10 protein-coding genes are annotated in these 14,871 nt (G+C 50.7%); 6 read left to right on the forward strand and 4 right to left on the reverse strand.

The window, feature by feature from the left end; all coding sequences use genetic code 11:
- Positions 1-77 precede the first annotated feature (77 nt).
- The 5 genes from HG15A2_RS11305 (at position 78) to HG15A2_RS11325 (ending at position 11,295) form a co-directional block, all read left to right on the forward strand.
- A complete protein-coding gene (locus HG15A2_RS11305) occupies positions 78-1,148 on the forward strand; it encodes a GntR family transcriptional regulator (RefSeq protein ID WP_218932510.1) in 1,071 nt (356 codons plus the stop codon).
- 269 nt (positions 1,149-1,417) lie between these two features.
- Positions 1,418-2,416, forward strand: coding sequence for a sialidase family protein (locus HG15A2_RS11310; RefSeq protein ID WP_145060358.1), 999 nt, complete (start codon positions 1,418-1,420; stop codon positions 2,414-2,416).
- A gap of 107 nt (positions 2,417-2,523) precedes the next feature.
- Positions 2,524-3,765, forward strand: coding sequence for a sialidase family protein (locus tag HG15A2_RS11315; protein WP_145060359.1), 1,242 nt, complete (start codon positions 2,524-2,526; stop codon positions 3,763-3,765).
- Positions 3,766-3,789: 24 nt separating this feature from the next.
- On the forward strand, positions 3,790-8,991 hold the full coding sequence (locus HG15A2_RS11320; protein ID WP_145060360.1) for a PVC-type heme-binding CxxCH protein: 5,202 nt from the start codon (positions 3,790-3,792) through the stop codon (positions 8,989-8,991).
- A gap of 159 nt (positions 8,992-9,150) precedes the next feature.
- Positions 9,151-11,295 (forward strand): DUF4838 domain-containing protein, encoded by a 2,145-nt coding sequence (locus tag HG15A2_RS11325; RefSeq protein WP_145060361.1) that lies wholly within the window; start codon positions 9,151-9,153, stop codon positions 11,293-11,295.
- Between the two features lie 205 nt (positions 11,296-11,500).
- Here the strand turns inward: HG15A2_RS11325 and HG15A2_RS11330 are convergent, their stop codons facing one another.
- Positions 11,501-11,773 (reverse strand): integrase core domain-containing protein, encoded by a 273-nt coding sequence (locus tag HG15A2_RS11330; RefSeq protein WP_145060362.1) that lies wholly within the window; start codon positions 11,771-11,773, stop codon positions 11,501-11,503.
- A 32-nt stretch (positions 11,774-11,805) separates the two neighbouring features.
- Between HG15A2_RS11330 and HG15A2_RS11335 the strand changes: the two genes are divergently transcribed.
- Positions 11,806-12,033 carry a DUF5372 family protein gene (locus HG15A2_RS11335; protein ID WP_218932511.1) on the forward strand — a complete coding sequence of 76 codons (228 nt, stop codon included), beginning with the start codon at positions 11,806-11,808 and terminating at the stop codon, positions 12,031-12,033.
- A gap of 306 nt (positions 12,034-12,339) precedes the next feature.
- On the opposite strand, the gene HG15A2_RS11340 is transcribed toward HG15A2_RS11335, so the two are convergent.
- The 3 genes from HG15A2_RS11340 to HG15A2_RS11350 form a co-directional block, all read right to left on the reverse strand.
- Positions 12,340-13,188: an IS3 family transposase gene (locus tag HG15A2_RS11340; protein WP_246117942.1), complete on the reverse strand. Its 849-nt coding sequence runs from the start codon at positions 13,186-13,188 to the stop codon at positions 12,340-12,342.
- 14 nt (positions 13,189-13,202) lie between these two features.
- Complete coding sequence (locus HG15A2_RS11345) at positions 13,203-13,502, reverse strand: transposase (protein ID WP_145060365.1); 300 nt, start codon at positions 13,500-13,502, stop codon at positions 13,203-13,205.
- Between the two features lie 198 nt (positions 13,503-13,700).
- Positions 13,701-14,660 carry a hypothetical protein gene (locus HG15A2_RS11350; RefSeq protein ID WP_145060366.1) on the reverse strand — a complete coding sequence of 320 codons (960 nt, stop codon included), beginning with the start codon at positions 14,658-14,660 and terminating at the stop codon, positions 13,701-13,703.
- Positions 14,661-14,871: the final 211 nt, after the last annotated feature.

Consider the following 14,871-nt stretch of genomic DNA (forward strand, 5'->3'; position numbering starts at 1 on the left):
CCGGGGATTTCGTATTGAACTACCCATTTGCCTAGAAGCCCTTTTATTGTTTCCTACCTAGTTTTTAGATGTCTGCAATGAGCATAGTTGCTACTGAGAATACAAACATTAAACGCCTTGCGTTCGCACTCGAGGATGACATACGTCGTCGAGGTTTGCGGCCTGGAGACCGCTACTTGACTGCTGTGGAGGCTGGTAAGCAGTTTAAGGCTAGCAAAATGTCGGTTCATCGCGCAATGCAATACTTGGCGGAAGAAGACTTTTTAGTGCGTCAGCGGGGGGCGGGCACGTTCGTAGGTTCCAAGTTTGAAGTTACGCCAGAGAGATGGTGCCCCTTGGAAATTGTCCATGTTGTGATGTCGATGGATTATCAACGCATTGCAACGTTTCCTGCTGAGCTATTGGTAGAGCACTTGGGCATCACCATGCCCCAGGCCGTTATCGAGGTAAACTATGTGTCTTCTTTCGAATCACAACGCCACCTTGATCGACTTGTAGGCCGGATAGCGGAGGAAAACAAATCTAAGGAAGGCCTGATTCTTATCCGCAGTACACGTCCTATGCAGCAGTTAATTGAAGAGTCAGGTCTGCCTGCCGTGGTCTTTGGTAGTGTTTATTCGGATGTCACAAAACTATCCTCGGTTGATGTAGACCAATTTGAGATCGGTAGGCTGATGGCCCGCCATGCTCTAGATGAGCGATGCGAACGTCTGGTATTGCTCATGCGAGACGACTGGCGACATGGTGACAACGCTATGCTTGCCGGCATTACTCAGGAACTCTGTGCTGGAGGACTCGGCTTCGATGCGCTGACTATCTGCTGTCTCTCTCCCGAGCGTGATCACATCGTCGAAGAAGTTCGACGCATTAAGTCGGAGCACGAAGAGACTGATGCTTTTTTATGTCGGAATCACGTTTACGCCGATGCTGCAGACGAAGCATTGCAGGCACTAGCAAAACGTGATTCTGTGCAGATTATTTCTGGCGGCGGGAGAAAACCAATTAAGGCCCGCTATCCCTATGTCGCACCTGATGTCGATGAGGATGGACAGATCCAATTGCTCGGTAACATGCTAGTGGATCAAGCTACCCAGGAGAAAACTCAGGTTGAGAACCAAGTGATTCCAGTTCATCTTTGTAAGCCGTAGTTTCGGTTTCTCTTGATAATTAAATACAGCAACGAGTGCGTGACTTTCGGCAATATACTCCCGCCTTAGTGGATTCAATTGTGACTCACCAGGATTCGAGACAAGCAAGCACAGGCAGTGCAGCTAGGCTTTCTGGATTAACAATTCTAGAAACGGGCTTAGCCTATCGAAACTTATCGCCGCATCTGCAATCGATCCAAGCATATTATCCTTCGGCAGTCTTGCTGCAAAACAATCGACTCCTTATGAGTTTTGTTTTGGGATCTGCAATGGAATCTACAGATAGCCAAGTCTATCTGTGTCATTCGGATGATGATGGCAAATCGTGGTCTACACCTACCACTCTTCACGACAAGTTGCCAGCTTACACGGAGACTTGTCGCATCTCCTGCATGAAAGATGGAGAGGTCGTTCTATTGTTGAGTGAATCAGAACGGCTTGATCCCCGTGTAGGCGCAACGAACCCAAAAAACCTTGGTCACGTCCCGACCAAATTGTCTTTGTTCCGATCCAATGACGCTGGCATTATCTGGGACGGACCGGAGATTATCGAGCCGCCACTAGTTGGGCCTACTTTCGAGTTATGTTCTCCAATTGTTGAATTGTCCGACGGACGTTGGTTATTGCCCACTTCGACTTGGCGTGGTTGGGATGGAGAAGAACCCAATGGAATGAAGGCAGTGGCGTTTGTGTCAGAAGACCGCGGGCGAAGCTGGTCGCGGTTTGTCGACGTAATGAATCGCGTGGACGAACGAATCTTGTTCTGGGAGCAGAAAATATGCGAGATCGATCAAGGTCGATTGCTCGCCGCGGCCTGGACTCATGTTGAGACCACAAGGAGCGATCTAACTAACCACTTTGCGGTTGCAAAGCGCGATTCGCTGCAATTTTCAGAACCGGAGCCCACAGCGCTGTGTGGCCAGACCCCAGAGCTTCTTCATCTGGAAGAGAATAGAGTCTTGTGTGTCTATCGGCGCACCGATGAGCCAGGACTATGGGCATGCATTGTTGAAATAGACAGCAAAAATAGGTGGCAAACGGTGTATCAGCAATGCTTGTGGCAGCCGGCACTTCTTGCTGCTCGAAAGGTTGGCCATAGTCTCGTCGAGGAATTTCGTGCATTGAAATTCGGTGCTCCCAGCCTTGTACGACTGGATGACCAGTCGATCTTTCTGTCGTTTTGGTGCGTGGAGGACTGTGTCTCAAATATTAGATGGATCAGATTGCGCTATGATCGCAATGGGTCAGATGATGGCGATCTAAACTGAAGATCATCAATGACTCATTTAAGCCGAAGCTCTTGGGAATAATCTCTGAGATAACTGGTGATGATTTTCGTTTTGACAAGAACTCCACTTTGAAAGTTGTAAAACCTATGTTAACTAGAATCACGTTTTCCATTTTACTTGTCCTCATTGTCTCGATTTCTATACGTTCGGCTCTTGCCGCAACCTCGCCAGAGGAGCGTTTTGACCGGGATGCTTTAGAGTCTCGCTTTTCATCAGATGTCTTTGGATACACCCATCGTGACGGGTTCCAGAGTCGTTACGGGTATCGCATACCGGTTGCGTTAGCAACCAACAATGATACCGTTCTGGCCTTTATCGAACGCCGAAATGGTCTCGGCGATCATGCGCATAACGATATCGTATTGCGTCGCAGTGAGGATGGGGGAAGATCTTGGGGAGATGTCATTGTTATTGCGGATGAAGGAGATCGCTGCCTTTGTAATCCCTGCGCCGTTCTGATTCCCGAGAGTGGACGAGTCTTGATGATGTACCAAGACTACGCCCCAGATCGCCACTCGGTAGACATTCCTCACCAACGAGTTAAGAAAGTCGAACCTGGTTTCGAAGGTGACGATATTGTAAGGACCTATCTGTCCCACAGCGACGACGATGGGAAAACGTGGTCGGTGCCTCGGGATGTTACATCAGGCACGAAACGAGAGAACATTGGTGCCATCGGCAGTGGTCCCGGTATTGGGATTGTCTTATCTACCGGCAAGCATCAAGGAAGAATTGTCATGCCATACAATGAATCTTGGTACGACGAGAATGACCTTAGGCACTACAACGTCTACGCTGCTTTCAGCGACGATGGCGGTGAAACATGGCAGGTCGGCGAACCTGCTCCTTTTGACAAGCGATACAAAGGATCTGGCGGTGAGGTTCAGATGGTCGAATTATCTGATGGCAGCATAATGCTTAATAGTCGGTCGTCACTTGGGAATTTCTACCGTAAGACGAGTGTCAGTGTCGACGGAGGCGTGACTTGGTCGCCCGTAATAGATGAAGAACAGCTACCGGAACCAGTCTGTATGGGCAGCATTCTTCGTGCGAAGTTACCAGGCGAGGAGGACAAGCATTGCTTATTGTTTAGTTGTCCTGCGAGCAAGGAAGCACGGAAGCAGGGTACACTCTACGCGAGTTACGACGATGGCAAAACTTGGTCGGAGTCGTGGGTACTCGAACCCAATGAATTTGCTTATAGCAGCTTGGTCCAGTTCTCGGATGGTTCAATTGGCTGTTTCTATGAAAGCAAAGATTATCGACGCATGATCTTTACTCGTTTCCCTATCGAACATTTTTTCAGAAACGCAGTGGAAAGCGAATGATAGTAAAAGGGCAAAGGCCGTCAGATGTACCAAAAGTACTACCATACTGCGAGCAATAGCATTCAGTCTCACTGGCTTGCCACGTCAACCTTAGCCTTCATGCTGGGCTTGACCGTATCACTTACTGCTGTTGCCAAGGAATTTGAAGAAGTACCTCCAGTATCGCCAACCGACGGTGTTATCCGGCTTTTCAACGGTAAAGACCTTGCAGGCCTGTACACCTGGCTGCGAGATGCTCAATATGAAGATCCACGTCAGGTCTTCACCGTTGACAATGGTCTGCTTCGTATTTCGGGAGACGGTTGGGGCGGGATCTGCACGAAGCAGGCATTCCGGGATTACCATCTAATCTGTGAATTCAAATGGGGATTGCGAACCTGGGCTGAACGAAAGGATCTCGCCCGAGACTCCGGAATTCTAATCCACTGCCATGGGCCCGACGGAGCTTACGACGATACCTGGATGGCTTCGATTGAAGCACAGATCATCGAAGGGGGTGTCGGTGATTTTATCGTCGTTCCAGGACTTCATGACGACGGAAGCCCGGTTGAGCCGCTGTCGCTGACCGCTGAAGTGACTAAAGATCACGATGGTGAGACGGTTTGGAAGCAAGGAGGTGAGCGCAGAACGTTCACTAGCGGACGCATTAACTGGTACGGCCGCGACCCGGATTGGAAAGACGAACTTGGTTTTCGAGGCGCAGAGGATATTGAGAGTCACGAGGGCACGTGGACACGTATGGAGGTGATCTGCGACGGGGGACATATTGTCATTAAGGTCAATGGCACAATCGTTAATGAAGGATTCGACGCTGAACCGACAGCAGGAAAGATTACGATTCAGTCGGAATTGGCAGAGATACTGATCCGTCGCTGGGAACTATGGCCGCTGGGGAAGGCACCTGTGTTGGAGCGTCAGGAGCCCGAGGATAAGACGGGTGTGACATCTCCAAGTTGTTTCCAGGCAGGCGCGTTTGCCATTGACGTCTCGCCTACCGTGTTTCCGGTAGTCGTAAATGGCGGCATGAATGAGAATTCGGCGCAGACTCTCCTAGATTCTTTGCACGCCCGCTGCCTAGTTCTTGATGACGATAAAGAACAAGTAGCCATAGTCGTGGTCGACAGTTGCATGATGCCTCGTGTTTTACTCGACGAGGCGAAGAGACTGGCGCAGCTAGCAACTGGCATTCCTCCTGAGCGAATACTCATTTCCGCCACCCACACGCATTCTGCCCCCTCAGTAATGCCGGTGCTTGGTAGTCGACGAGACGAAACCTATAGCCGTTTCCTGCCAGGGCAAATCGCTAAAGGAGTCAAGCTGGCTCAAGAAAACTTGGTTCCTGCACGAATCGGTTGGGCAATGGGGAGGGATGAAAAGAACGTTGCTAGTCGTCGTTGGTTGATGAAGCCGGGGACCGCCCGAGTCAATCCGTTTGGGGCGACCGATGAACGCGCCCAGATGCATCCTGGGTATGGGAATTCCCACGCGATACGTCCTACTGGTCCAGTTGATCCGGATGTGGGCGTCCTGGCGGTGCAAACCCGCGATGGCCGACCGCTGGCTTTGCTGGCGAATTATTCGATGCACTATGTTGGTGGCCCAGCAGTCTCGGCTGATTATTTTGGTGCGTTCTGCAACGAAATGGTGAAGCTAATCGGCACAGAGCAACCGTCACAACCGTTCGTGGCGATGCTTTCTAATGGCACTAGCGGAGATGCTTGGTGCCTTGACCAGAGTAAGCCACCTCGGAGGTTCAGTCGAAAGAGTGTAGCGGAAGACGTGGCACGAGCGGCATACGAAGCTTACCGATCAATCCAATACTACGATTGGGTTCCACTAGTTATGGAGGAGCAGTTGTTGCAATTGGACGTCCGCACGCCCAACGCCGAGGAAGTGGGTAAGGCCAAGGCAATTCTTGAGGACGCCGCTAGACAGGAGAACAACTGTGCTCCATCTCTTGCCGAGGTGTATGCCGGAGAGACAATTGCCCTAAACCAGTTGCCACCAACACGGGAGCTGAAGCTACAGGCCATTCGAATAGGTGACCTAGGTATTACGGCTATTCCTAACGAAGTATTTGGCAGCACCGGGCTTGAACTTAAGAAGCTGAGCCCTCTATCGACGACTTTTAATGTAACCCTGGCAAATGGCGCTGAAGGTTATATCCCTCCTCCCGATCAACACGCACTGGGGGGGTACACGACCTGGCGGGCCCGCTCAAGTTGCTTGGAGGTGGAAGCAGAGCCAAAGATAAAAGAGGCTGTTCTGAAGTTGCTCCATACCGTAGCGAAACGTAGTCAAAACGAGGAGCCTAAGTTATCACAGGCATCGCATCTGGGGCCTGCCAACACAAGTGCGGATGTACCTGAAACAGTGACTGGCCCACTCACTGCCAGCGAATCACTCGAATATTTTCATTTGCATGAAGGATTCCGAATCGAACTAGTTGCTTCGGAACCACTCATTGTTGATCCGGTGGCCTATGATTGGGGCCCTGACGGAAAACTTTGGGTGGTCGAAATGGGAGACTACCCGCTTGGATTAGATGGAAAGGGCAAGCCGGGGGGGAGAGTCAAGTTTTTGGAAGACACTACCGGCGATGGCAAATTCGACAAGTCGATAATATTCGCCAGTGATATTCCATTTCCCAATGGCATATCGGTCTGGCGGGATGGGGTGATTGTCACTTCCGCACCCGAGATTCTGTACCTGGAGGATACCAACGGAGATGGTCATGCCGATCTGCGGAGGCCACTCTACGTGGGCCTTACGGAAGGGAACCCTCAGTTGCGAGCCAACGGCCTCCGCTGGGGTCTTGATGGATGGCTCTATTGTGCAAATGGCTTGAGTAGCGTTGGGGAAGTTCAATCAGTTCAGACTGGAGAAAAACTTAGCATTCGTGGCCGCGACTTTCGAATTCGACCAGATGAAGGGGCAATCGACCCGCAGTTGGGTAGTACTCAGTTCGGCCGTAATCGGGACGATTGGGGCAACTGGTTCGGCGTTTCCAACGGGAATCCCATGTGGCATTTCGTGTTGGCGGATCAGTACCTTCGACGCAACCCGCACATGGCGACACCCAACTGTCTCCGTGACGTATCCATCACTCCTGGAAAGTCGAACGTTTTTTCTCGTAGTAGTAAGGGAGTCTTTTTCCATGCTTCGGAAGTCGGTCGGATTACGTCAGCCAACAGCACGATCGTATTCCGTGACCAGTCGTTCGGACCAAATTATTATCAAAACTCTTTCGTTAGTGAGCCAGCGCATAATCTGATCCATCGCGAGGTAGTACAACCTGACAGCGTTACTTTTTCTAGCCAAAGGGCACCAGAAGAGCTAGATTCTGAATTTCTGGCTTCTTCCGATACCTGGTTCCGTCCAAATACGATTCGCACTGGGCCAGATGGTGCGCTTTGGATCTCCGATATGTATCGAGAGATCATTGATCATCCCGCCTACATTCCGTCAGAGCAGCATGCGGAACTAGATTTTCGCCAGGGCGAAAATATGGGACGCATTTACCGCGTGTTTCCAGTGAAACAAGAATCTCGCCCGATTCCAAGGTTAGACGAGATGAATGATCTGGAATTAGTATCCCTGTTAGAACAACCCAACGGCACGCTTCGGGATATGGCTCAAAAATATATCGTCTGGAAGAATCGACTAAGTCTCGTACCACTGCTCGAAGAGAAGGCTGCCAGTAGCGATATCGCAGCCTGTCGACTGCAGGTTATGTGGACCCTGGAATGTCTGGGAGCACTTCGCTCCCAGGTGGTCCTTCAAGCACTTGATGATTCCAGCACTGGTGTGCGACGTGGAGCGGTGCGGTTAGCAGAGAAGAAGTTTGAGCAAGCGCCACATCTGGGGTTGAAGTTGACTGAAATGGTTCGAGACGGTGATCCACATGTCCAACTGCAATTAGCTTGCACATTGGGTGAATGGCACGATCCCCGTGCTGCAGAGGCACTCATTCAAATCGGTCTGCAAAATGCTTCTGAACCGCTCATCTTAACTGCCATTATCAGTTCAGCTCGGTCTGACAATGTAGGAGCGATGCTAGATTCCATACTGTCAACTAATGGCGATTTGCCAGAGAGTTTACTTGGGGGACTCCTCGAGGCAGCTATTGGTTACGAGCAGTTAGCCGTGACAGCCAATAGCTTCAGAAAGATTGCCACGCCAGGTGCCAAAGGGTACGCGAGTTGGCAGTTGGGAGCTTTAGTCACGTTGAGCGATAAGTTATGGTCCCGTCAAGAATCGCTCGGAGATCTTATTTCTACAGACGAATCCAACAACAACCAAAGTGTAGAATGCCTCGAACTCTTATACGCAAACGTGCGTCGGATGGCCGCCGATCCAAATGAGTCTACTAGTGGTCGCATTCACGCACTGCAGTTGTTGGGGCATCAGGGCAAGAATATCAAAGAAGATCGTGAGTTGCTAGCCGAGATCTTGGCCCCTCAAGTGCCCGTTGCAATCCAGGCCGCTGCGCTCGATGCATTGTCTCAATTAGGTGGCAGTCATGTTGGAAAGCAGGTCTTAAACAAATGGGAAATCTTCTCGCCTCAACTGCGCAGTCAAGTCCTTGACATATTATTGAGTCGCCCTGATTGGACGGGGCTCCTGCTAGACCGGATCGAGGCAGGAGGCATCTCTGTCAGTGAATTGGATGCCAATCACCGTGGCAGGATTGCTTCCCAATCTGGTCATCAGCTGCAAGAAAGACTGGACCAGATCCTTGCCGACTCTTCGAACACGGATCGCCAAGAGATTATTCGCCAATGGGAACCAGTGCTTGAGCTCCAAGGTAACGCAAATTTGGGGGCTGCCGTTTTCAAGAAACATTGCGCTGTATGCCATCAACCAGACAACCGGGGTCATTCAGTAGGGCCTGATTTATCGGCACTCACCAATAAGTCACCAGAAGCGATTTTAGAGTCGATTCTCGATCCAAACCGAGCCATCGACGCAAGATATATGAACTATCAAGCGTTTACTTCGGATGGACGCAGCTATTCCGGCGTTCTTGTACGGGAATCGAGTTCCAGCGTCACGCTCCTGTCCCAGGACAGCAAGGCATATGTCCTCATGCGGAATAGTCTCGAAGAAATTCAAAGTACTGGTCGATCAATGATGCCCGAAGGAATAGAGAAAGATATGATCCCTCAAGAGATGGCAGACTTGCTTACTTACGTATCAGAAATGGGCGAAATAGGTGCAGAATGATTCTAGTAGTGTCGCGAATAGAAGGATCATCAGGTAGTGAGTGAGTTTGCTCACTGGAGAACTTGGAAATGAGAATGGACATTTCCTCCGACTAACTCGATAGGTCCTGTGTTGTGTACTTCTTGCAGCAGTCCGGGGCTAGGCGCCCTGGAAAGTTCGATGAGCAAGACCACGATCATCTATCAGGCCTACTACTATCAACGCCCCCTTAGAGATTCTCAAAGTGCATTCATGGAATTGACAACGCCAGCATGGCGGTGGGACCGCGCTCGACTTAGAGACTTCATTGCGAAAGCGCTGCCCAGGCGTACCGAATCGCGTCTCTGCCGTGTCGCAATCATTCTAGTACTCGTTACGGATGTTCCGATTCGAGCTGATGGCAAAGGAATACCTATTGTCCTAGATCATCTAGCACAAGGAGTGATCGTAGTTCCGGATGACGCTTCGATCCAGAACCGAAAAACTGCGGCATTGCTGTCAGAATATATCGCAGAATCTACAGCGGCTACGTTGGAAGTAGTACAAGAATCAAAGATTCCCTTGCAGGGCTCTCGCATTTATGTGGGGAGAACGCGATTCGCGGAGCAGTTCAGTTTGCGATTGAGTGAGCTAGACGCCGATGGGTTTGTGATTCATCCAGTGGACGAACAGAACCTTGTAATTGCTGGGGCAACAGATTGGGGAACGGAATTCGGGGTATGCGAGTTTCTTGAAGAACTTGTTGGAGTTAGGTGGTTGCTACCAGGAGAGGATGGTACCCATGTTCCTGAACAATCAGAAATCTTGGGACCAGAGGAAAGCATACGGCAAGAACCGGCTAGTATTTCCCGGTTTATGAGCGGGTTCCCCAATGTAGTTCAGAACGAGTGGGCAAGACGCAACCGCATGCGAAGTCGAATTGGCTTTCACCACAATTTGCTGCATCTTTTTCCAGCTGAGAAATACGTTAAGACTCATCCGCACTTCTTTCCGATTCAGAATGGCAAACGGTATCTGCCTGGCCAAGGAGTACTTGGCGGTTGGCAGCCTTGCCTTACAGCAGAAGGTATTACGGAGGAAGCCATAAAGAACATTAATGAATTCTTCTGTGCACATCCAGATGCGACGTCCTTCTCACTGGCAGTGAATGACAGCGGCGGGGATTGTGAGTGCGCAACCTGTCAATCAAGAGATACGGGAGAAAATAATCACTTAGGTGTCCGTGACGTTTCCGATCGCTACTTCGAGTGGTGTAATCAAGTCGTAACAGAGGTACTCAAGTCGCATCCGGACAAGTACTTTGGGTGTCTGGCATACTATCAAGTAGGGATGCCGCCGACTGAGGTGGAATTGCATGAACGGCTTGTCCCATGCCTCACGCAAGACCGGATGAGATGGTTTGATCAGAGTCTTAAAAAACGTGGTCATGAGCTAACTGAATCTTGGGCAAAAGCCAGCCCAACGTTAGGATTTTACGAATATCTTTATGGCACTCCTTACATGCTCCCACGCATATATTTTCGGCAAATGGCCGAGAACTATCGATATGCAAATCAACAAGGGGTCCGCGTTCATTATGCAGAAGTCTATCCGAACTGGGGTGAAGGGCCAAAGTTGTATCTAGCGCTTAAATTGCAATGGAACCCCGACGAAGATATCGACAAGCTACTTGATGATTGGTACACGGCTTGTGTCGGCAAGGAAGCCGCCCCACTTCTCGCTGAATATTACGAACTTTGGGAAGAGTTTTGGACAAGTTCCGAGCTTGCGAATGGAGAATGGTTTACCTCCTCGAATCGCGAGTATTTGAATTTCTATTCACCTGAGTACATGGAGTTGGTATCCGAAGATATTATTCAACGGAGCAGGGAACTGCTTGAGTTGACAGTTGGCAAAACAAAGACTTCTAAGCAGAAGAAACGAGCCGAACTAATGCTCGAAGCCTTTGAATATTACGAAGCATCGGCGTATTCTTATCTTGCAAGCCAAAAGCATTTGAAGACGATCTCCAATGAAGAGGAGGCGTTAGAGTTTATCGCGATTACCTTGAAAGGGGGAGCAATGGCTGAGCAACGCCAAACGCTGCTTGCAAAGTTTGGTGATCACCCGGTACTGGTTCATCCTCGCCCCATCTCAATAAAACAGCATGAGAGACTGCGATGCGAGGCATGGGGGGTTGGTTCATTGTGGCCCGTCTATCCATGGTTGGATAAGTCAGACCATGTTCGCAATAAGTTAAATGAAGTCTCTGCAACTGGCTGGAATGTGCGTGCCGCACAGGCTAAGAATATTCTCACAAAATGGAGCGCACAACAAGAGCAGTAGTACAAACGACATGTTATTCCAGGTGTCCCTACCGAATAATCCATCCGCCTGGAAACAGTCAAGTTGCAGAGCGCAATTCAGCTCAGTGCGAGCCACTACTCATCAACGCATGGACCAGAAAGTAGACGAGCAACAAGCCAAAATCTCCCGATTTTACACTCCGCGCAGACCGCTAGACAGAACGCACGCTCAGAAGAATGGGCGCTCAAGCAGCCTCGCGTGCGTACCGATGGTGCAGCCCGCCCAAGAAAGGCGTGGCGACGGTTGCGCTTATCTCAGGCGGCTCCCGCGAGCGCCCGTGTGGCGCATCGCCATCAATGCCCTGATGCGGGCGATGCTGATGGAAGCATTCAAAGTACTCGGCTAGCAATCGCTTGAGATGGGCTTCGTTTAGCACAATCACTTGGTTGAGACACTCCCGTCGCACCGAGCCTATCAGCCGTTCGACATAGGCATTGGACAAAGCAGTCGATTGCACCCGATTTGTCTGATGAAGAGCGAACCTTCGCGGTGACGCATCCGTTTCATCCGCTCCAGGGGCGTGAGTATTCCTTGGTCACGTACCGCCACAACTGGGGCGAAGATCGAGTCTACTTCCACGACGACAAGGGCGACTTGTCTGCAATACCTGCGAGCTGGACAAGTGTTGCGCCGAAGGATCCATTTCGCGAAGTCGCCGCAGGCAGATGTTTGTTGCGCTTTGTCGATCTGCAAGGGCTTATCGCGTTGGCACACTAGATTGCTGCCCGAGAAGATTGCTCGGGCGAGGAGGCGTCTGGTTTGTGAATAGCGTTTGAAAAGTGCGTCGCTTGGCGGTCGAATATTGCAGCGCTAGGTAGGTGCGGAGATTGTAACAGACCCTCCCGCTTAGGTCACGATGGCTCCTTGGTCTTCTTTCGACACCTTCTCTGGGCTTACTTGGCGACGGTACTCGACTTGTTTAGCCGCAAGATAGTCGGTTGGGCCATGAGCGATTCCTTAGCGACGCCGTTGGTGAGTGAGGCGTTGCGTGAGGTGGCCCAGACTTGACGGGCGCGTCATCCCTTAAGTCTGGCAGGTTGTCTCGAATCGGTTGGGTGACAGGTAATCTATCGAGGAATGTCGTCTCAGTGCGTTGTAGTAGTTGATGTATTCTTGGATTTCTCTGCGTGCTTCTTCATAGCTCTGGTAAGTTGCCATTTCTAATTCGGTCTTGAGGGTGCCAAAGCAAGATTCCATGAAGGCGTTGTCGTAGCAGTCTCCAGCCCGGCTCATGCTTTGCCGCATTTGAGCGCGGGATAGAATGGCTCGATATTCCTTGGCTGCGTACTGGCCGCCAGGGTCCGAATGGTGAATGAGCCCTGTTGCCGGTTGCCGATTCCCAATGGCATCTTTTAAGGACTTGATCACCAGCGAGGCTTCCATGTTCTCGTCGAACGACCAGCCGACGATCTTTCTCGAGTAAAGGTCCATCAGCAGCGCCAAGTAAGCGAACCGGCTCTGTAACGCCACGTAGGTGATGTCACCTACCCAGACCTGGTTCAATCGATCCATCTCAATGCCTTCGAGTAGCAAGTTGGAATTGTAGCCCAATCGGTGATTGCTCTGGGTCGTACGTGGCTTGAAAGACTTGGGCTGGATCGCAAGGAGGTTCATTGGGTCCATAATTTTACGCACTTTGCTGCGACTACACCGCTCGCCTCGCTCCTGAAGTTCACAAGCGATTCTGCGGGCACCGTAACGCCTGCGATGTTGATGAAATACGTCTTTGATCATCGGCCCGAGTCGCTGGTCTAGTTGCTCGTAGAGGTTGGGCGATGCGGTCTTCCAGCCATAGTAGGCGCTACGCGATACCTCGAGAGCCCCGCACAGATGGTTCACCTCAAAGTCCTCTTCGGACAGCACACCAATCACTGGATAAATCTCGGCTACTCTTGCTGGCTTAAAATGCCCAACGCTTTTTTTAGGATGTCTCGTTCGCGTTGGGTGCGTCGCAATTGTTCGCGAAGCTGGCTCACTTCTTTGTCGAGCGTCTCGGTCACGGGGCCGCTTTCGCTGACCAACTCTGCTTTCCAGCGATAGAGCAAGTCCGTATTGCCAATGCCCAGATTGTCAGAAACCGAGCTGGCCGAGTAACCATCGACCATCATCTGGACGGCTTGCTGTTTGAACTCACGGGTAAACGTGCGACGGGTCCGCATCTCGGCTGAGCGTTTCTTCTTGGCCATCGTGGCCCCCCTAAAATGGGGCTTCAAGGCCTACCATCTTAGAGGTTCACGCGCCCGTCAAGTCTGGGCCACCTCATGTGACCGAACATTCGCAGGGAACTATCGAGCCAAACCTCGCATGATCTTGCCGGGATTCGATGCAGCTGGAACGTCCCATTGCACAATTCCTTTCCTTGTTTAGCACTGATTGAAGTGCATCTAGTTTGTCTTAAAGCGAACTGCCGAAAGAGCCATAAGCCCAAATGCCAAAAGCAATCCACCTATTGGCTCCGGAATTGCAGATGCAGGGACCACCTCAGTAGTGAGACGTAGGATGGGCGCGTTGCCAGCGCCTTCACTGGAGTGAATATTCCACCCTACGGAGGTTGTCCCGTCCTCACCCTCGCGGCTGACAAATCCAAGGCCAAAATTAACGATTACCGCAGTGGAACCACTAATATTATCTTGGACAAACTTGAGCATTCCATCCGCTCCATCGTTATCCGCATAATTAACAACTTGACCCGTAGTAAAGTCTTCGCCTGCGATAACGCTTTCAGTCGAAAAGTCGCTCCAAACCCTGGGCGGGTTCGGGGAAGCATAGTTGGCTTCCCAATCGGAGAGGCTGCCTCTCGCGTTGCGTTGCCAAAGCAGAAAGTCTGTTCCCTCAACTATGCCGTCAGAATTGAAGTCTCCTACAAGTCCTGTCCAGAGCAACCGCGACACAAATGGCTGGCCTCCGGTGTGCAGAGTAGGATTCGAATTTTCATGCGTAACAGTGGCCATGTCGATGGGCGTAGCGGTTGCGAGTACTTCAATGTCTGGAGTGCCACCCTCGCCTTTAGTGTCTTGTGCTGAAGTAAGGATCAGCTCCGCCCCAACCACTTGCTGTCCAGTAGGTAACACGGGTAGTTCAAATTGAATCAAAGGATTCCGCCACACGGAGCGGAACGTCCTGAATTTCAAGACCTCTTCCGACGAATAATTGACATCCTGTGGAGCCTCTAGATACGTGTCTTCGATAAGCGTGGCATCTATGATGGCTGCGCGAGCTACTTGAGGTTCATTCACACTTACGAGCAACACAGCTAACAGACTAACGCCACCGACCACCTTGCATACATTCTTGGGCCAGTTCTTTCCGAACCCTCTAGTCATGGATCCAAAATTGATTGACATAACACTCTCCCATATCTGAAAAAAGAAATGTTGAGCCTAGGTTGTGCCTAGAGAGATAAGGTATCCAGTGCCCAGTATGATGACATAACTTGACACTATTGTCAATCGAAAGTTGCACCAACCAGTTGCATGAATTGATTATTAGTTGCATTATCGCTTTAAGCAGGGAGTTTCCATCTAAAATCAAAGTAACGCAAACTGCCAGGCTGGA

The organism is Adhaeretor mobilis, from assembly GCF_007741515.1.
Classification (GTDB): domain Bacteria; phylum Planctomycetota; class Planctomycetia; order Pirellulales; family Lacipirellulaceae; genus Adhaeretor; species Adhaeretor mobilis.